The following is a 20,893-nucleotide window of genomic DNA, read 5'->3' on the forward strand; positions in this document are numbered from 1 at the left end:
ATGAGCACGTCCACCAACAAGTACGTCGAGGCGCTGCGGTCGTCACTGAAGGAGATCGAGCGGCTCCGTCAGCAGAACCAGCGGCTGGTGGCGGCCGCCGAGGAGCCCATCGCCGTCGTCGGGATCGGCTGCCGCTACCCCGGCGGGGTGACCTCCCCCGAGGACCTGTGGGAGCTGGTCACCGAAGGCCGCGACGTCATGGCGGACTTCCCCACCGACCGGGGCTGGGACCTGGACCGCCTGGCCGGCGAAGGACCCGGCCACAGCCTCGCCCAGCAGGGCGGATTCCTCTACGACATGGCGGAGTTCGACCCCGGCTTCTTCGGTGTCTCACCGCGCGAGGCCGTTGCCATGGACCCCCAGCAGCGGCTGTTGCTGGAGGTCGCCTGGGAGGCGCTGGAGCGGGCCGGGATCGACCCGGGCACCCTGCGCGGCAGCCGGGCGGGCGTCTTCGTCGGCACCGCCGGGCAGGACTACGGCACGGTCATCAGGGCGTCCGACGAGGACACCGAGCTGTACGCGATGACCGGGCACGCCGCCAGCGTGATCTCGGGCCGGCTCTCCTACACCCTCGGCGCCGAAGGGCCCGCCGTCACGGTCGACACCGCCTGCTCCTCCTCGCTGGTCGCCCTGCACTGGGCGGCCCAGGCCCTGCGCAACGGCGAGTGCACCATGGCGCTGGCCGGCGGCGCGTCCGTGATGGCCACCCCGGGCCCCTTCGTCTCCTTCACCGCGCAGGGCGGCATGGCCGCCGACGGGCGCTGCAAGTCGTTCGCCGACACCGCCGACGGCACCGGCTGGGGCGAGGGCGCCGCCGTCCTCGTACTGGAACGGCTCTCCGACGCCCGGCGCGCCGGGCACCCGGTGCTGGCGGTCATGCGCGGCAGCGCGATCAACCAGGACGGCGCCTCCAACGGCCTGTCCGCGCCGCACGGCCCCTCCCAGCGCCGGGTCATCCGTGCCGCCCTGGAGAACGCCCGGCTGACGCCCGCCGATGTCGACATCGTCGAGGCGCACGGTACGGGCACGACCCTCGGCGACCCCATCGAGGCGCAGGCGCTGCTCGCCACCTACGGCCAGGAACGCGAACGCCCGCTGCGGCTGGGATCCCTCAAGTCGAACATCGGGCACACGCAGGCCGCTTCCGGCGCCGCCGGCGTAATCAAGATGATCATGGCGATGCGGCACGGGCTGATGCCGCGCACCCTGCACGCGGCAGAGCCGTCCGGCGACGTGGACTGGACGGCCGGCTCCGTGGAACTGCTGCGCGAGCCCCTCGCCTGGCCGGAGACGGGCCGGGCCCGGCGGGCCGCCGTCTCGTCCTTCGGCGTCAGCGGTACGAACGCACACGTCATCCTTGAGCAGGCGCCGGCCGACGACGAACCGGAGAGCGCCTCCGACGACGCGGGCTCCGTGGTGCCGGGGGTCGTTCCCTGGGTGCTCTCGGGCCGGACCGCCGCCGCCCTGGAGGCGCAGCGGGCGCGGCTGCTGTCGTACATCGAGCGCAACCCCGGTGTACGGCCCGTCGATGTGGGCTACTCCCTCGCCACGGGACGCTCGGCGTTCGAGCACCGGGCGGTGCTGTTCCCTCAGGGAAGCGAGCACACCGCCGAGGCCGCCGAGGAGGCGCACGGCGTTGCCGAAGCCGCCGCAGGCGTCACCGAGGCCGCCCGGGGCGTCGTCGACGAAGGGCTGCTCGCCGTCCTGTTCTCCGGCCAGGGCTCCCAGCGCCTCGGCATGGGCCGCGAACTCCATGCCCGTTTCCCGGTGTTCGCCGAAGCCCTGGACTCCGTACTGGCCCTGCTGGACGGCGGGCCGGAGCCGGAGCGCCCGCTGCGCGACATCATCTGGGGAACCGACGCCGCCGAACTCAACCGGACCCGCTGGACCCAGCCCGCGCTCTTCGCGATCGAGGTGGCCCTCTTCCGCCTCGTCGCCTCCCTCGGCGTCACCCCCGACTTCGTCGGCGGCCACTCCATCGGCGAGATCGCCGCGGCCCATGTGGCGGGCGTGTTCTCGCTGGAGGACGCCTGCCGTCTGGTGACCGCGCGCGCCTCACTGATGCAGGACCTGCCGGCCGGCGGCGCCATGATCGCGATCCAGGCCACCGAGGACGAGATCGTCCCGCTCCTCACCGGACAGGTGTCGGTCGCCGCGGTCAACGGCCCCCGGTCCACGGTGATCGCGGGCGACGAGAGCGCCGCACTGGAGATCGCCGCGCACTTCACGGAACTCGGCCGCAGGACCAGCCGCCTCCGCGTCTCGCACGCCTTCCACTCCCCGCTGATGCGGCCCATGCTGGCGGACTTCCGCGCCGTGGCCGAGAGCCTCACCTACCACGAACCCCGGATCCCGGTCGTCTCCCATCTCACCGGCCGGATCGCCGCCGTCGAGGAGCTGTGCTCGGCCGACTACTGGGTACGGCATGTCGCCGAGCCCGTACGGTTCGCCGACGGCGTCCGCACCCTCTCCGGCCGGGGCGTCACCACCCTGCTGGAACTGGGCCCCGACGGAGTGCTCTCCGCCATGGCACAGGAATCACTCCCGGACGGCGCGCTGACCGTACCGCTGCTCCGCAAGGACCGCCCCGAGGAAGCCGCCGCCGTCACCGCCCTCGCGCAGGCGCACGTCCGGGGCGCGACCGTACGCTGGGCCGCCCTGTACGAGGGCTGCGGCGCCCGGCGGGTGGACCTGCCCACCTACCCGTTCCAGAAGCAGCGCTACTGGCCCGCCGCCTCCCTCAACAAGGCCGGCGACATGCGGGCCGCCGGGCTCGGCTCGGCCGAGCACCCGCTGCTCGGCGCGGCTGTCGAACTCGCCGACGGCGAAGGCGCCCTGTTCACCAGCAGACTGTCCGTCCAGACCCACCCCTGGCTCGCGGACCACGGAGTCGGCGGCCGGGTGCTCCTGCCGGGCACCGCCTTCGTCGAACTCGCCGTCCGCGCCGGGGACCAGGTCGACTGCGACCGTATCGACGAACTCACCCTCGCCGCGCCGCTGGCCCTGCCCGAGCACGGCGCCGTACAGCTCCAGGTCCGCGTCGGCGCCGCCGATGCCGCCGGCCGCCGCCCACTGGGCATCCACTCGCGTGCCGAGGACGGCCTCGACCTGCCCTGGACACAGCACGCCAGTGGCTTCCTCGCCCCCGGTGCAGGGGCCCCCGCCGCTGATTTCGACGCGACCGTATGGCCCCCGGCCGGCGCCGAACCCGTCGACCTGGACGGCTGCTACGAGCGGCTCGCCGGGCTCGGCTTCGACTACGGCCCGGTGTTCCAGGGCCTGCGGGCCGCCTGGCGGCGCGGCGACGAGGTGTACGCCGAGGTCGCCCTGCCCGACGGCACGGGCCCCGACGCCGGCGCCTTCGGCCTGCACCCCGCGCTGCTCGACGCCGCCCAGCACGCCGCGGCCTACACCGACCTCGGCGCCATCAGCACAGGCGGACTGCCCTTCGCCTGGGAAGGCGTGTCACTGACCGCCTCCGGCGCCTCCTCGGTCCGCGCCCGGATCGCGCCGGCCGGCGACGACACCGTCTCCATCGCGGTGTACGACATGGCCGGCGGCCCGCTCCTCTCCGTGGACTCCCTGGTCTCCCGCCCGGTCCCCACCGGACCGCAGCACGGCAGCGGCGCCGTGCACCCGGACTCGCTGTTCCGCGTGGAGTGGACCCGGCTCAGGGGCGCGGCCCCCGTGGGACCCGGCGGGGCGGTGGCCGTGGTCGGCGCGGACACCTTCGGTGTCGCCGATGCGCTGCGCGCCGGTGGCACGACCGTGACGGCCCACCCCGGCCTGGCGTCGCTCGCCGCGGCGGACGGCCCGGTGCCCGACGTGGTCCTGATGGCCGTCTCCGGCGGGCCGGAGGACGACGACCGTACCGCCGCGGCTCCGGTCGTCGAGGCGACCCACAGCCTCGGCGCCCTCGTCCTCGGCCATGTCCAACAGTGGCTGGACGAGGACCGGTTCGCCGGCTCCCGCCTGGTCTTCGTGACCCGCGGCGCCGTCGGCGGCGCGGACCTGGCCGCCGCCTCCGTGCACGGACTCGTACGGACGGCCCGCACCGAGAACCCGGGGCGCTTCGGCCTCCTGGACCTGGACCCCGGCACGGCCTCACTCCCCCCGGAGGCCGTGCCGGCCGCCGTCGCCTCCGCAGTGGCGTCCGCTGTGGCGTCCGCTCCCGACGAGCCGGACCTCGTGGTCCGCGACGGCACCCCGCTCGCCGCCCGGCTGACCCGCGTTCCCGCGCCCGCCGGCCCCCCCGAGCGCACTGAATGGAACACCGACGGTACGGTGCTGATCACCGGCGGCACCGGCGGCCTCGGCGGCGCCCTCGCCCGGCACCTCGTCACCGAACGCGGCGTACGGCACCTCCTGCTCGTCAGCCGCAGCGGCCTCGCCGCCGAGGGAGCCGGCGCCCTGGCCGCCGAACTGATCGGCCTGGGCGCCGAGGTGACCGTCGCCCCCTGCGATGTCACCGACCGCCGCGCACTCGCCGAACTCCTGACGACCGTCCCCGCCGCCCATCCGCTGACCGCCGTCATCCACACCGCGGGCGTGGTCGACGACGGTGTGATCGGCTCGCTGACACCGGAACGGCTGTCCGGTGTGCTCCGCCCCAAGACCGACGCCGCCTGGCATCTGCACGAGCTGACCCGCGAACTGGACCTCGCCGCCTTCGTCCTGTTCTCCTCCGTCGCCGCCACCCTCGGCAGCCCCGGACAGGCCAACTACGCGGCGGGCAACGCCTTCCTCGACGCCCTGGCCCAGCACCGGCGGGCGGCGGGACTGCCCGGACTGGCCCTCGCCTGGGGACCGTGGACCCAGAGCGTCGGCATGACCAGCACACTCACCGACATCGACGTCGAGCGCATCGCACGCTCCGGCATGCCCCCGCTCTCCCTCACCCAGGGCATGGCCCTCTTCGACGCCGCTCTCGCCACCGGCGAGGCCGCTCTCGCACCCGTACGGCTCGACCTCCCGGTCCTGCGCGCCAAGGGCGACATCGCGCCGCTGCTGCGCGGCCTGATACGAGCACCTGCCCGCCGCGCCGCCGCCCTGGCCGCCGTCTCCGAGACGGCCGGGGGTCTGGCCCAGCGCCTCGCGGGACTCAACGCCGCCGAACGCCGCGAGCTGCTGCTCGATCTCGTACGCGGCCAAGTCGCCCGTGTCCTGGGGCACACCGACCCGGCGGCGGTCGAGGCCTCCCGCCAGTTCCAGGACCTCGGCTTCGACTCCCTCACGGCCGTCGAACTGCGCAACGGCCTCAACACCGTCACCGGCCTGCGCCTCCCCGCCACCATGGTCTTCGACCATCCGACCCCGAGCGCGCTCGCCGACCATATGCGCGACGAACTCCTCGGCGAGGAAACGGACTTGGGGACCGGCACGGCGGTGACTCCGGTCGCCGCCCTGCCCCCGGCGGGCGACGACCCCGTGGTGATCGTCGGCATGGCCTGCCGCTACCCGGGCGGTGTGACCTCCCCCGAGGACCTGTGGCGCCTGGTCACCGAGGGCACGGACGCCATCACCCCGTTCCCGGTCAACCGGGGCTGGGACATCGACGGACTGTACGACGCGGACCCCGACCGCCCTGGCAGGACCTATGTCCGCGACGGCGGATTCCTGCACACGGCAGGCGAGTTCGACCCCGGCTTCTTCGGGATGAGTCCGCGGGAGGCCATGGCGACGGACTCGCAGCAGCGGTTGCTGCTGGAGACGTCGTGGGAGGCGATCGAGCGGGCGGGCATCGACCCGCTGTCCCTGCGCGACAGCCGCACCGGTGTGTTCGCCGGTGTGATGTACAACGACTACGGTCCCATGCTCACGGGCGAGGAGTACGAAGCCTTCCGCGGCAACGGCAGCGCACCGAGCATCGCCTCGGGCCGGGTCTCGTACACACTGGGCCTCGAAGGCCCGGCCGTGACCGTCGACACCGCCTGCTCCTCCTCCCTGGTCGGTATGCACCTCGCCGCGCAGGCGCTGCGCGGTGGCGAATGCTCGCTGGCGCTGGCCGGCGGTGTGACGGTCATGTCCACCCCGAGCACCTTTGTGGAGTTCTCGCGGCAGCGCGGTCTCGCGCCCGACGGCCGCTCCAAGGCGTTCTCCGAGTCGGCCGACGGTGTCGGCTGGTCGGAGGGCGTGGGCGTGGTGGTGCTGGAGCGCCTCTCGGACGCCCGGCGCAACGGGCACCAGGTGCTGGCCGTACTGCGTGGGTCGGCGGTCAACCAGGACGGCGCCTCGAATGGTTTGACGGCGCCGAATGGTCCTTCGCAGCAGCGGGTGATCCGGCAGGCGTTGGCCAGTGGCGGGTTGTCGGCCGATGACGTCGATGTGGTGGAGGCGCATGGTACGGGTACGACGCTGGGTGACCCGATCGAGGCGCAGGCACTGCTTGCCACGTACGGGCGTGATCGCGCCCCGGAGCGTCCGCTGCTGCTGGGGTCGGTGAAGTCGAACATCGGGCACACTCAGGCCGCCGCGGGTGTGGCCGGTGTGATCAAGATGGTGCTGGCGATGCGGCATGGAGTGCTGCCGCGGACGCTGCATGTGACCGTGCCGTCCTCGCATGTGGACTGGTCGGCGGGCGCGGTGGAGCTGCTGACGGAGCAGACCCAGTGGCCGGAGGTCGACCGCGCGCGACGGGCGGGGGTGTCGTCGTTCGGTATCAGCGGTACGAACGCGCACATCATCCTGGAGCAGCCGCCGACCGGTACCGCCGAGCCGCAGATCTCTTCGGAGCCGTCGGCCGGTGTGGCTGAGCCCACGGTGGTGCCGTGGGTGCTGTCGGGTAAGTCGCCGGAGGCGCTGCGGGATCAGGCGGCGCGGCTGCTGTCGCTGATCGAGTCACGGCCGTCCGGGCTGCGTCCGGTGGATGTCGGCTTCTCGTTGGCGACGGGCCGGTCGGCATTCGACCACCGCGCGGTGATCCTGACGGGCGGTGGATCCACGGGTGCGGTGGACGCCCTGACCGCGCTGGTGTCCGGTGAGCCGGATCCGCTGGCGGTGTCGGGTGCGGTGGTCGGTGGTAAGTCGGCGGTGCTGTTCTCGGGGCAGGGTTCGCAGCGGCTGGGCATGGGCCGTGAGCTGTACGAGCGGTTCCCCGTCTTCGCCGATGCACTGGACTCCGTACTCGTCCTGCTGGACGGGGAGTTGGGTGGTTCGCTGCGGGATGTCATCTGGGGTGACGATGCCGAGCTGCTGAACGATACGGGCTTTACTCAGCCCGCGTTGTTCGCGGTGGAGGTGGCGCTGTTCCGGCTGGTGGAGTCGTGGGGTGTGCGGCCCGATTTCGTTGCCGGGCATTCGATTGGTGAGATCGCGGCGGCTCATGTGGCGGGTGTGTTCTCGTTGGAGGATGCGTGCCGGTTGGTGGTGGCGCGGGGTTCGCTGATGCAGGGGCTTCCGGCCGGTGGTGCGATGGTGGCGGTGCGGGCGACGGAGGACGAGGTCACTCCGTACCTGTCCGACCAGGTCTCGATCGCGGCTGTCAACGGCCCGTCCTCGGTGGTGTTGTCCGGCGCCGAGAGCGCGGTCGTGGAGGCTGCGGCAGCGCTGGAGGCACTGGGCCGCAAGACCAGCCGGCTGCGGGTCTCGCACGCCTTCCACTCGCCCCTGATGGATCCGATGCTGGACGACTTCCGGGCGGTGGCCGAGGGCCTGGCCTTCGAGGCGCCGCGTATTCCGGTGATCTCGAATGTGAGCGGTGCTCTCGCATCGGCCGAGGAGCTGTGCTCGCCCGAGTACTGGGTACGGCATGTCCGCGAAGCCGTCCGCTTCGCCGACGGCGTACGGGCGCTGGGGGAGCGGGGCGTACGGACGTTCCTGGAGCTGGGCCCCGACGGTGTGCTGTCGGCGATGGCGCAGGAGTCGGCGCCGGACGGCTCGATGACCATTCCGGTACTGCGCAAGGACCGCCCGGAGGAGAACGCGGCCCTCACGGCCCTCGCCCAACTCCATGTGCGCGGCACGGGTATTGAATGGCCGGCCTTCTTCCAGGGCACGGGCGCCCGGCGGGTGGATCTGCCGACGTACGCCTTCCAGCACCGCTGGTTCTGGCCGTCAGGGCAGCTCGGTGGCATGGGCGACATGCGCGCGGCCGGACTCGGCTTCGCCGGGCATCCGCTGCTGGGTGCCGCCGTCGAACTGGCCGAGGACGAAGGGGTGTTGTTCACCGGTCGGCTCTCGGTCGGTACCCACCCCTGGCTCGTCGACCACACCGTCATGGGCCGGGTGCTGCTGCCCGGGACCGGGCTGCTGGAGCTGGCGTTCCGGGCGGGTGACGAGGTGGGTTGTGACCGGGTCGAGGAGCTGACCCTTGCCGCCCCGCTGGTCCTGCCCGAGCAGGGCGCGGTCCAGGTGCAGGTACGGGTCGGAGTCGCCGACGACACCGGCCGCCGCGCGATGGTGGTCCATTCCCGCCCCGACGGAGCCGACGAACGGCCCTGGACCCAGCATGCGACAGGTGTGCTGACTCTGGGCACCCAGGAGCCCGCCACCGGTTTCGACGCCACCCAGTGGCCGCCAACAGGCGCCGAATCACTGACGGTTGAGGGCTGCTACGAGCGGTTCGCGGAGATCGGGTTCTCGTACGGTCCGGTGTTCCAGGGGCTGCGGGCCGCCTGGCGCCGTGATGGTGAGATCTTCGCCGAGGTGAGCCTTCCCGAGGGCACCGAGCCCGACGCGTTCGGTCTGCACCCCGCCCTGCTCGACTCCGCGTTGCACGCCTCCCTCCTCGCGGCGCAGGACGGACAAGGCGGCGGCCTGCCCTTCTCCTGGGAAGGCGTCTCGCTCCACGCGACCGGCGCCGCGGCCCTGCGCGTACGGATCGCCCCCGCCGACGGCAAGGACGCCGTATCGATCGCCGTCGCCGACACGACCGGTGCGCCCGTCGCCTCGGTCGACGCGCTCCTCGTACGGGCCGTGTCCGGCGAACAGCTCAGCGGCGCCGCCGAGTCGGCACGCGACGCGCTGTTCGCGCTGGAGTGGGTACCGGTTCCCGAGGCCGCCCGGCCCGGGGTGGACCGGCTCGCACTGGTCGGCCCCGATGTCATCGGGCTGGCCGGAGGCCTGGACGGCACGGGCATCGCGGTCGAGGCGTACGCCGATCTGGCGTCGCTGGCGGCGGACGAGTCCCCGGTGCCCGGCACCGTACTGGTCGGCATCGACGGTACGCACAACGCCGGAGCGGCACAGTCGGCCCACACCGTGACCGCCGAAGCCCTGGCACTGGTCCAGGAGTGGCTGTCCGGGGAGCGGTTCGCCGGCTCCCGGCTGATGTTCGTGACACGGGGCGCGGTGGCGGCCGGCGACGAGGAGGTCACTGATGTGGCCGCCGCGGCGGTCTGGGGCCTGGTCCGCTCGGCCCAGACGGAGAACCCCGGCTGCTTCGGTCTGCTCGACCTGGGCTTCGAGGCCGACGGCCTCGCCCGGCTCGCGGACTCGCTCGGTACGGACGAGGCGCAGGTGGCCGTCCGCGACGGAGGGGTCCGGGCCGGGCGGCTCGCGCGCCTTGAGTCCGGTACGGGACTGGTCCCGCCGGCCGGAGTGCCCTGGCGGCTCGACAGCCGGAAGAAGGGCAGTCTGGACGGTCTGGCCCTGGAGCCCTTCCCCGAGGTGCTCGATCCGCTGACCGGTCACGAGGTACGGGTCGAGGTCCGTGCCGCCGGAGTGAACTTCCGCGATGTCCTCAAGGCGCTCGACATGTATCCCGGCGACGCCGGGCGCATGGGGCGCGAGGCCTCCGGCGTGGTCGTCGAGGTCGGTCCCGAGGTGACCGGACTGCGCCCCGGCGACCGGGTCACCGGCCTGGTCTCGGGCGGTTTCGGCTCACTGGTGGTGGGCGACGCGCGGCTTCTCGCCCCGCTGCCCGAGGAGTGGTCGTGGGAGACGGCGGCCTCGATGCCGCTGGTGTTCCTGACGGCCTATCACGCCCTCATCGAACTGGCGGGCTTGAGCCGGGGCGAGCGGGTACTGATCCACGCGGGTGCCGGTGGTGTGGGTATGGCTGCCGTTCAACTGGCCCACCATCTGGGTGCTGAGGTGTTCGCGACGGCGAGCGAGGGCAAGTGGGACGTCCTGCGCGGGCTGGGTGTGGCGGAGGACCACATCGCGTCGTCCCGTACCACCGACTTCGAAGCGGCCTTCTCCCGGGTCACCGATGGTGAGGGGGTCGATGTCGTTCTGAACTCGCTGGCCGGTGAGTTCGTCGACGCGTCGCTGCGGCTGATGAGCCCCGGCGGCCGGTTCCTGGAGATGGGCAAGACGGACATCCGCGAGGCCGCCGGCCTGCCCGAAGGCGTGGACTACCAGGCCTTCGACCTCGGCTGGGTGGAGCCCGAGGGCATTCAGCGGATGCTTGTCTCCCTGATGGGCCTGTTCGACCGGGGCGTACTGGAGCCGTTGCCGGTGCGCTCGTGGGATGTACGCCGGGCGCGGGACGCGTTCCGTTTCATGAGTATGGCCAGGCATGTGGGCAAGATCGTGCTGACCATGCCGCGGGTGTGGGATCCGGAGGGTACGGTCCTGATCACCGGCGGTACGGGTGGCCTGGGCGGTCTGCTGGCCCGGCACCTGGTGCGGGAGCGCGGTGTCCGGCATCTGTTGCTGACCAGCCGTCGTGGCCCGGCGGCCGAGGGTGCTGAGGAACTGGCCTCCGGGCTGCGGGAGTTGGGGGCTGATGTCTCGATCGCCGCGTGTGATGTGGCAGACCGGGAAGCGCTGGCCGGACTGTTGGCGTCGGTGCCCGCTGAGCATCCGCTGACGGCCGTGGTGCATACGGCCGGTGTGCTGGACGACGGTGTGATCGGTTCTCTGACGCCCGAGCGGCTCGCCTCCGTACTCCGTCCCAAGGCCGACGCCGCCTGGCACCTTCATGAACTGACCCGGGATCTCGACCTGGCCGGGTTTGTGGTGTTCTCGTCGGTCGCCGGTACGTTCGGCGGGCCCGGGCAGGCCAACTACGCGGCGGGCAACGCCTTCTTGGATGCCCTGGCCGCCCGCCGACAGGCCGAGGGCCTGCCCGGTCTCTCGCTGGCCTGGGGGCCCTGGGGCCAGGGCGCGGGCATGACGAGTGGTCTCGACGAGCGCGATGTACGCAGGGCCGCCGAGTCGGGCATGCCGCTGCTGTCGGTGGAGCAGGGGCTCGCCCTGTTCGACGCGGCGCTCGCGACCGGCGAGGCCGCTGTCGTACCCGTACGGCTCGACCTGCCCGTCCTGCGGGCCAAGGGCTCCGTACCCGAGGTCCTGCGCGGGCTGGTCCGTACGGGCACCCGGCGGACCGTGGCCACCGGCACCGGAGCGGCCGGAGCGGGCGCGGACGGCGCTCTGGCCGAGCGCCTCAGCCGGCTGGAACGAGCCGAACGGCACACCGCACTGCTCACTCTGGTGCGCGACCAGGCGGCGATGGTGCTGGGCCACGCGAGCGGCGACGGGGTCGACCCGGCGCGCGCCTTCCGCGATCTGGGCTTCGACTCGCTCACAGCGGTGGAACTGCGCAACCGGCTCAACACCGCGACCGGGCTGCGGCTGCCGGCCACCATGGTCTTCGACTATCCGACGGTCGTGGCCCTGGCCGATCACCTCCTCGAAGAACTCCTCGGCCCGGACGCCGACTTGGCTGCGGCCGCCCCCGAACTCTCCCCGGCCCTGCTCGACGACGACCCGGTTGTGGTGGTCGGTATGGCCTGCCGCTTCCCCGGTGGCATCGGTTCGCCGGAGGATCTGTGGCGCGTGGTGTCCGAGGGTGCGGATGTGGTGTCGGACTTCCCGGTGAACCGTGGCTGGGACGTGGAGGCGCTCTACGATCCGGACCCGGAGCACACCGGTACGTCGTACACGAACCGGGGTGGATTCCTGCATGACGCGGGGGAGTTCGATCCGGCGTTCTTCGGGATGAGTCCGCGGGAGGCGATGGCGACGGACTCGCAGCAGCGGTTGTTGCTGGAGACGTCGTGGGAGGCCATCGAGCGAGCCGGAATCGACCCGCTGTCCCTGCGCGACAGCCAGACCGGTGTCTTCGCCGGTGTGATGTACAGCGGCTACAACACCACCTTGAACGGCAAGGAGTTCGAAGGGTTCCAGGGCCAGGGCAGCGCACTGAGTGTGGCCTCGGGCCGTGTCTCGTACACCTTCGGCTTTGAAGGCCCCGCGATGACGGTGGACACGGCGTGTTCGTCGTCGCTCGTCGCGATGCATCTCGCGGCCCAAGCGCTGCGGAGCGGTGAATGCTCGCTGGCGCTGGCCGGCGGTGTCACCGTGATGTCCGTCCCGGACACCTTTGTGGAGTTCTCGCGGCAGCGCGGTCTCGCGCCCGACGGCCGTTCGAAGCCCTTCTCCGAGTCGGCCGACGGCGTCGGCTGGTCCGAGGGCATCGGCATGCTCCTCCTGGAACGCATGTCGGACGCGCGTCGCAACGGCCACGAGATTCTGGCGGTGGTGCGTGGCAGTGCGGTGAACCAGGATGGCGCTTCCAATGGTCTGACGGCTCCGAATGGTCCTTCGCAGCAGCGGGTGATCCGGCAGGCGCTGGCCAGCGGTGGTCTGTCGTCGGTGGATGTGGACGCGGTGGAGGCGCACGGTACGGGTACGACGCTGGGTGACCCGATCGAGGCGCAGGCCCTGCTTGCCACATACGGGCGGGACCGTGACCCCGAGCGTCCGCTGCTGCTGGGCTCGGTGAAGTCCAACCTCGGTCACACCCAGGCCGCCGCCGGCGCCGCGGGCGTGATCAAGATGGTCATGGCGATGCGGTACGGCACCTTCCCGCGCACACTCAATGTCACCGAACCCTCCTCCCACGTCGACTGGTCGGCGGGCGCGGTGGAACTGGTCACCGAGCCGACCGAGTGGCCGGAGGCCGACCGCGTACGGCGGGCCGGTGTGTCGTCCTTCGGGATCAGCGGTACCAACGCCCACATCATCCTTGAGCAGCCGCCCACGGTGATCCGGGGCACGGTGGCCGGTGGCGCCGAAACGCCGGTGGCCGAGCCCGGCGCGGTGGCCCAGCCTGGTGTGGTGGCCGAGCCCGGTGTGGTGCCATGGGTCCTCTCGGGCAAGACGCCCGAGGCGCTGCGCGGCCAGGCCGCCCGGCTCCTCTCGTATCTCCAGGCCCGGCCCGGACTGCGGCCGGTGGACATCGGTTTCTCGCTCGCCACGGGCCGGTCGAGTTTTGAGCACCGCGCGGTGGTGCCGGCCGGTGAACCCACGGACACGGTACGGGCGTTGGCGGCGCTCGCGGTGGGCGAGCCGGATCCGCTGGCGGTGTCGGGCCCGGTCGTCGGCGGGAAGACGGCGTTCCTGTTCACCGGCCAGGGTTCGCAGCGGCTGGGCATGGGCCGGGAGTTGTACGGGCGGTTCCCGGTGTTCGCGAAGGCACTGGACTCCGTACTCGCCGTACTGGACCAGGAGTTGGGGCTCGCGCTGCGGGAAGTGATCTGGGGCGAGGACGCCGAGTCGCTGAACGACACGGGGTTCACCCAGCCCGCGTTGTTCGCGATCGAGGTGGCGCTGTTCCGGCTGGTGGAGTCGTGGGGCGTGGCTCCGGACTTTGTGGCGGGGCACTCGATCGGTGAGATCGCCGCTGCTCATGTGGCCGGGGTGTTCTCGCTGGAGGACGCCTGTGCGCTGGTGGTGGCGAGGGCCTCGCTGATGCGGGCACTCCCGGCCGGCGGCGCGATGGTCGCGGTGCAGGCGACCGAGGAGGAGGTCACGCCGTACCTGTCCGACCGGGTCTCCATCGCGGCCGTCAACGGCCCGTCCTCGGTGGTGATCTCCGGTGACGAGGACGTTGTACGGGAGGTCGCGGCACGTCTGGAGCAGCAGGGCCGTAAGACCAGCCGGCTGCGGGTCTCGCATGCCTTCCACTCGCCGCTGATGGACCCGATGCTGGACGACTTCCGGGCGGTGGCCGAGGGACTGGCCTTCACCGAGCCGTCCATCCCGGTGATCTCGAATGTGAGCGGTGCTCTCGCTTCGACCGATGAGCTGTGCTCTCCCGAGTACTGGGTACGGCACGTCCGCGAAGCGGTCCGGTTCGCGGACGGCGTCCGTACCCTCACCGGCCAAGGCGTCACCGTACTGCTGGAGTTGGGCCCCGACGGAGTCCTCTCCGCGATGGCCCGTGAGTCGTTGCCCGACGGTGCGATCACGGTGCCGCTGCTTCGTAAGAACCGTCCCGAGGAACTGTCGGCGGTCACGGCACTCGCTCAGCTCCATGTGAGCGGTACCGCCGTCGACTGGCACCGGTACTTCGCCGGGACCGGCGCCTCCCGCGTGGAGCTGCCCACCTACGCCTTCGAGCACCAGCCCTTCTGGCCGGACGGAGCGCGCGGCACCGCCGACGCGGCTGCGGTCGGCCTGGTGTCCGCGGGGCACCCACTGCTCAACGGCGTGGTCGAACTGGCTGAGGACGAAGGCGTGTTGTTCACCGGCCGCCTCTCCGTACGATCGCACCCCTGGCTGGCCGACCACGCGGTCATGGGCAGGATCCTGCTGCCCGGAACCGCCCTGCTGGAACTGGCGATCCGCGCCGGTGACGAGGTCGGCAGCGACCGTGTCGAAGAGCTGACCCTCGCTGCCCCGCTGGTCCTGCCCGAGCGCGGCGCCACACAGACACAGGTACGTGTCGGTGTCGCCGACGAGCGCGGCCGGCGTACGGTCACCATCCACTCGCGGCCCGAAGACGCGGCCGAGGAACCGTGGACCCAGCACGCCACGGGCGTACTGGCCGCCGACCCGCACACCGCCGCCACCGACTTCGACGCCACGGTCTGGCCGCCGACGGGCGCCGAACCCGTCGATCTGGACGGCTTCTACGAAGCCCGCGCCGAGCACGGTTTCGCGTACGGTCCGGTCTTCCAAGGCCTGCGCGCCGCCTGGCGGCTCGACGGCGAAGTCTTCGCCGAACTGCGCCTGCCCGAAGGTGACATGGCGGACGCCGACGCGTTCGGACTGCACCCCGCGCTGCTGGACGCGGGCCTCCACGCGGCCTGGTTCATCGACGCGCCCGCCGAAGGGGCGGAGCGGCAGGGCGGCGGCCGCATCCCCTTCTCCTGGAGCGGTGTGTCCCTGCGGGCTTCGGGGGCGTCCGCCGTACGGGTCAGGCTGTCCCGTACCGGCGATGGAGCGGTGTCCATCGCCGTCGCCGACACCACGGGGGCGCCGGTCGCGTCCGTGGATTCGCTGGCGATGCGGGCGCTGTCCACCGACACCCTCGACGACTCCGCGGCCCTGACACGGGACGCGCTGTTCCGGCTGGACTGGACACCGGTCGCGGCTCCGTCGTCCGGGACGGTTGCGGGATCCGGCCGTACGGTGGCGGTGACCGGCCCGGACACCCTGGGGCTGGCCGGTGCCCTGGCCGATGTCCTGGCCGGCGCGTCGGCCGAGGTGCTGGCCGACTCTCCGCACGACACGGCCGCCGATGTGGTGCTGATCCCGGTGGCGGGAACGCCCGACACCGACACCGCCGACTCCGCGCACGCCCTCACCCACCAGGTCCTGGCGCGGATCCAGGAGCGCCTGACCGAGGAACGCTTCACCGGCTCCCGTTTTGTCTTCGTCACACGCGGCGCCGTGGGCGGGCACGATCCGGCGGCGGCCACGGCCAGGGGCCTCGTACGGTCCGCGCAGTCCGAGAACCCCGGCTGCTTCGGCCTGATCGACCTCGACCCCGGCGTCGTTCCTGGCGTCGGCCCCGGCGTCGACTCCGCTGTCGTTCCCGGCCTCGCACACCATGAGGCGGCGGCGGATCTACCACTGTGGGCACTGGACCTGGACGAACCACAACTGCTCGTACGAGGCGGCGAGGTCCGTGCCGGACGGCTGGTGCGCAGGCCGACCGCCGAGCACGACGCACGCCCCGTCTGGGACACCGACGGCGGCAGCGTACTGATCACGGGTGGTACGGGCGGTCTGGGCGCCCTGCTGGCACGTCACCTGGTGGCAGAACACAACGTACGACGGCTCCTGCTGGTCAGCAGGCGGGGTCCGGCCGCCGAGGGCGCCCCGGAACTCGTCGCCGAGCTGGAATCGCAAGGCGTCGACGCCACCGCGGAAGCCTGCGATGTGACGGACCGCGACGCACTCGCGGAACTGCTCGACCGGCACCGTATCTCGGCCGTCGTACACGCCGCGGGTGTCCTGGACGACGGTCTGGTCGGCTCGCTCACCCCGGAACGGCTCGACCATGTGCTGCGGCCCAAGGTCGACGCGGCCTGGCATCTGCACGAACTGACCCGCGAACTCGACCTCACCGCGTTTGTCGTCTTCTCCTCGGCGGCGGCCATGTTCGGCAGCCCGGGTCAGGGCAACTACGCGGCAGGCAACGCCTTCCTGGACGCGCTCGTCGAACGCCGTCGGGCCGAGGGGCTGCCGGGCGTCTCGCTGGCCTGGGGCCCGTGGGACCAGTCCGGCGGTATGACCGGCACACTGACGGACGCCGACACCGACCGGATGGCGCGCTCGGGCGTGCCGCCGCTGCCGGTGGCCCAGGGCCTCGCGCTGTTCGAAGCGGCACTGGCCACCGGGGACGCCGTACTGGCGCCGGTACGACTGGACCTGCCGGCACTCCGCGCACAGGGCGAAGTCCCGCCGCTGCTACGGGCGTTGATCCGCACCCGCTCCCGGCGCGCGGCGGTGGCCGGATCGGCCGCGGCGACAGGACTGGTGGAACGCCTGACCGGTCTCACCGCCGTCGAGCGTCAAGAGGTGCTGCTGGATCTGGTACGCGGGCAGGTCGCCCTCGTCCTGGGCCACGCCGACGCAGCGGCCGTCCATCCGGGGCGCGCCTTCCGCGAGCTGGGCTTCGACTCCCTGACGGCCGTCGAACTGCGGAACCGGCTCAACACAGTCACCGGGCTCCGGCTGCCCGCCACAATGGCCTTCGACTACCCGACCGTCCAGACACTGGTCGATCACCTTCTCGATGAACTGCTCGGCTCCGAAGCCGAGTTGACGGCACCCGTCGTGGCTGTACGGTCGGCTGCGCTGGCCGATGATCCGATCGTGGTCGTCGGGATGAGCTGCCGGTATCCGGGCGGTGTGACCTCGCCCGAGGATCTGTGGCAGCTTGTCACGGAGGGCGGGGACGCCATCTCGGGCTTCCCGACCAACCGCGGCTGGGATGTCGACGGGCTGTTCCACCCGGACCCCGACCACCTGGGCACCTCCTACACCCGCGAAGGCGGATTCCTGCACCAGGCCGGCGAGTTCGACCCGGACTTCTTCGGGATGTCACCACGCGAGGCGCTCGCCACGGACTCACAGCAGCGGTTGCTCCTGGAAGCGTCCTGGGAGGCCATCGAGCGGGCGGGTATTGACCCGGTCTCGCTGCGGGGCACGGCGACCGGTGTGTTCGCCGGTGTGATGTACAGCGACTACACCGCGGTCCTGGCCAGCCCCGAGTTCGAGGGCTTCCAGGGCGGAGGCAGCACCAGCCTGGCGTCCGGCCGGGTGTCGTACACCTTGGGTCTTGAGGGCCCGGCGGTGACGGTGGATACGGCGTGTTCGTCGTCGTTGGTGGCGATGCACTGGGCGATGCAGGCGCTGCGGAGTGGTGAGTGCTCGTTGGCGCTGGCCGGCGGTGTGACGGTCATGTCGACACCGACGGTGTTCGTGGACTTCTCCCGCCAGCGGGGCCTGGCCCCCGACGGGCGGTGCAAGGCGTTCTCCGAGTCGGCTGATGGTGTGGGCTGGTCAGAGGGTGTGGGCATGCTGGTGCTGGAGCGTCTTTCGGATGCCCGGCGCAATGGGCATGAGGTGCTGGCGGTGGTGCGTGGGTCGGCGGTGAATCAGGACGGTGCGTCGAATGGTCTGACGGCTCCGAATGGTCCTTCGCAGCAGCGGGTGATCCGGCAGGCGTTGGCCAGTGGCGGGTTGTCGGCGGATGACGTCGATGTGGTGGAGGCGCATGGTACGGGTACGACGCTGGGTGACCCGATCGAGGCGCAGGCGCTGCTTGCCACGTACGGGCGTGATCGCGACCCGGAGCGTCCGCTGCTGCTCGGCTCGGTGAAGTCCAACATCGGGCACACTCAGGCGGCTGCCGGTGTCGCGGGCGTCATCAAGATGGTCATGGCGATGCGCCACGGGCTGCTGCCGCAGTCGCTGCATGCCGATGTGCCGTCCTCGCATGTCGACTGGTCGGAAGGCGCGGTGGAACTGCTGTCCGAGCAGACCGCCTGGCCGGAGGTCGACCGGTCACGGCGCGCGGCGGTGTCGTCCTTCGGTATCAGCGGTACGAACGCGCATGTGATCCTGGAGCAGCCGCCCACGGTGATCCAGGGGACGATGGTCGGCGGGGCGGATCCCACGGCGGTTTCGGGGGCTTCAGCGGCTTCGGCGGTTTCGGTGACTGAGCCTGCGGTGGTGCCGTGGGTGCTGTCGGGGAAGTCGCCGGAGGCGCTGCGGGATCAGGCGGCGCGGCTGCTGTCGCTGATCGAGTCGCGTCCGTCCGGGCTGCGTCCGGTGGATGTCGGTTTCTCGCTGGCGACGGGCCGGTCGGTGTTCGATCAGCGTGCGGTGGTGCTGGCGGGTGATCGGGCGGAGGCGGTACGGGCTCTGTCGGCGCTGGTGTCCGGTGAGCCGGATCCGTTGGCGGTGTCGGGTTCGGTGGTCGGTGGTAAGTCGGCGGTGTTGTTCTCGGGTCAGGGTTCCCAGCGGCTCGGTATGGGCCGGGAGTTGTACGGGCGGTTCCCGGTGTTCGCCGAAGCGCTGGACTCCGTACTGGCCCTGCTGGACGGGGAGTTGGGTGGTTCGCTGCGGGAGGTGATCTGGGGTGAGGACGCGGATCGGCTGAATGAGACTGGTTTCACTCAGCCGGCGCTCTTCGCTATCGAGGTGGCGTTGTTCCGGTTGGTGGAGTCATGGGGAGTGCGGCCCGATTTCGTGGCCGGTCATTCGATCGGTGAGATCGCCGCCGCCCATGTGGCCGGGGTGTTCTCGCTGGCGGACGCGTGCCGGCTGGTGGTGGCACGGGGCTCGCTGATGCAGGCGCTGCCGGCCGGTGGTGCGATGGTCGCGGTCCAGGCAACGGAGGACGAAGTCACTCCGTACCTGTCCGAGTGGGTGTCGATCGCCGCGGTCAACGGTCCGACCTCGGTGGTGTTGTCCGGCGCTGAGGACGCGGTAGTGGAGGCTGCCGCAGCGCTGGAGGCTCTCGGCCGCAAGACCAGCCGGCTGCGGGTCTCGCACGCCTTCCACTCGCCCCTGATGGATCCGATGCTGGACGGCTTCCGGGCGGTGGCCGAGCGCCTGGCCTTCGAGGCGCCGCGTATTCCGGTGATCTCGAATGTGAGCGGTGCTCTCGCTTCGGCCGAGGAGCTGTGCTCGCCCGAATACTGGGTACGCCATGTCCGCGAAGCCGTCCGCTTCGCCGACGGAGTCCGGGCCTTGGAGGCCGCGGGCGTACGGACGTATCTGGAGCTCGGGCCCGACGGAGTTCTCTCCGCCCTGGCGCGCGAGTCCGCCGGGGACGACGCGGTCATGGTCCCGGTCCTCCGCAAGGACCGGCCGGAGGAACTGACCGCCGTCACCGCCTGGGCGTCCCTCCATGTGCAGGGCATGCCCCTGGACCGGGCCGCGGTGTTCGCCGGTACCGGTGCCCGCCGGGTGGATCTGCCGACGTACGCCTTCCAGCACCGCTGGTTCTGGCCCGTGGGCGCGCTCGGCGGCGGCACGGGAGACATGCGGGCCGCGGGCCTTGGTCCGGCCGGGCATCCGCTCCTTGGAGCCGCAGTCGAACTGGCCGAGGGCGAAGGGGTGTTGTTCACCGGTCGGCTGTCGGTCCAGTCGCATCCCTGGCTGGCCGACCATGCGGTGATGGGCCGGGTGCTGGTGCCTGGGACCGGGCTGCTGGAGTTGGCGTTCCGGGCGGGTGACGAGGTGGGTTGTGACCGGGTCGAGGAGCTGACCCTTGCCGCTCCGCTGGTCCTGCCCGAGCAGGGCGCGGTCCAGGTGCAGGTACGGGTCGGAGTCGCCGACGACTCCGGCCGCCGCGCGATGGTGGTCCATTCCCGCCCGGACGGAGCCGACGAGCGGCCGTGGACCCAGCATGCCGTGGGTGTGCTGCTGACCGCCGGTGTCCGCACCGGGTCCACCGGTTTCGATGCCACGGTGTGGCCGCCGACGAACGCCGAAGCCCTGGATGTCGAGGGCTGCTACGAGCGGTTCGCGGAGATCGGGTTCTCGTACGGTCCGGTGTTCCAGGGGCTGCGGGCCGCCTGGCGCCGTGACGGTGAGATCTTCGCCGAGGTGAGTCTCCCCGAGGGCACCGAGCCGGGTGCGTTCGGTCTGCATCCCGCCCTGCTCGATGCGGCGTTGCATGCCTCCCTCCTCGCGGGCCAGGACGGACAAGGCGGCGGCCTGCCGTTCTCCTGGGAAGGCGTCTCGCTGTACGCCACCGGCGCTTCGGCGCTGCGCGTACGCATCGCCCCGGCCGGCAACGAAGCCTTCTCGGTCGCTGTCGCTGATACGGCCGGTGCACCCGTTGCCTCGGTCGACTCGCTCCTCGTACGGGCTGTGTCAGGCGAGCAGTTGAGCGGTGCCGCCGGACAGGTCCAGGACGCGCTGTTCGGGGTCGGCTGGGTGCCGGTCGCGTTGCCGTCCGAAGCGCTTCCCGGCACGGTCGCGCTGGTCGGGCCGGATGTCGTCGGACTGGCCGACGGACTGGAACGTACGGGCACCGAGGTCACCCGGCGCACCGATCTGGCCTCGCTCGCGGCGGAGGATTCCCCGGTGCCGGGCGCTGTGCTGGTGGGCGTGGCCAGTGCGTACGGAGCCGAAGTCGTCGACTCGGTCCATGCGTTGACGACGGACACCCTCGCCCTGGTGCGGGAATGGCTCGCCGAGGACCGGTTCGCCGGCTCCCGGCTGGTGTTCGTCACCACGGGCGCGGTCGCGGGCG

At 71.8% G+C, this 20,893-nt stretch carries 1 protein-coding gene (only partly in view); it reads left to right on the forward strand.

From position 1 onward, the window contains the following. Positions 1 to 20,893, forward strand: the 5' portion of a protein-coding gene (locus KQY30_RS34635; protein ID WP_217310445.1) for a type I polyketide synthase. 12,200 nt of this gene lie beyond the right edge of the window; the window shows 20,893 of its 33,093 coding nt (coding positions 1–20,893); it begins with the start codon at positions 1 to 3; its stop codon lies beyond the right edge, outside the window.

The sequence above is a fragment of the Streptomyces sp. GMY02 genome, from assembly GCF_019056675.1.
GTDB classification, from domain to species: Bacteria; Actinomycetota; Actinomycetes; order Streptomycetales; family Streptomycetaceae; genus Streptomyces; species Streptomyces odonnellii.